The organism is Pseudomonas sp. JV245A, from assembly GCF_032424515.1.
Classification (GTDB): Bacteria; Pseudomonadota; Gammaproteobacteria; order Pseudomonadales; family Pseudomonadaceae; genus Aquipseudomonas; species Aquipseudomonas protegens.
This window is the reverse complement of the sequence record NZ_VYKE01000504.1, coordinates 1-582: the sequence shown is the minus strand read 5'-3', so window position 1 is coordinate 582 and position 582 is coordinate 1. Positions and strand designations below refer to the sequence as shown.

Annotated in this window: 1 protein-coding gene; it reads right to left on the bottom strand. The window is 61.9% G+C overall.

The window, feature by feature from the left end:
• Window positions 1–333: ATP-binding cassette domain-containing protein (locus F6S12_RS32720; protein WP_409999890.1), on the bottom strand; the 333-nt coding region annotated here is incomplete at its 3' end.
• Window positions 334–582: the final 249 nt, after the last annotated feature.

The window sequence follows — 582 nt, the reverse complement described above, 5'->3', positions numbered from 1 at the left end:
GCGCCGGGCAGGCTGGTGCAGGGCACAGAGCCAGCTGAGGTTCTCCTCGGGGCTCAACAGCTCCTTGATGCCGGCGGCATGGCCGATCCACAACAGGTTGCGGGCCAGTTCCGCGCGCTGGGCGTGCAATGGCTGGCCATTGAGCAGCACCTGGCCGCTGGTGGGCTGCATCAACCCGGCCAGCAGGCGCAGCAGGCTGGTCTTGCCGCTGCCGTTGGGGCCGCTGATCTGCACCATGTCGCCGCCCGTCAGACGCAACTCGAGGTGTTCAAATAGCATCCGCCAATCGCGCTCACAGGCGAGTGCTACGGCTTCGAGAAGAGGGCTGGTCAAGGGATAGCGGGCCTTTACAGGTTCAAGTCGGCAACGGAGCGGCCGTTAAAGAGATGCAGGATAAATGCATTGGCGGCCTGTTCTAGAGAGCTGCGTCAAACAATTGCAATGTTTTCACCACTCCCCCAAAGACGGGCGGCATTATACATGCGAAGCCCTACGCTTATGAGGGCTAATTTCCACAGGTTGTGTCCGAATGACAGGCGAAATGAACATCCTGCCTGCGCCCCAGGTGCCCGCGCCCGGCGC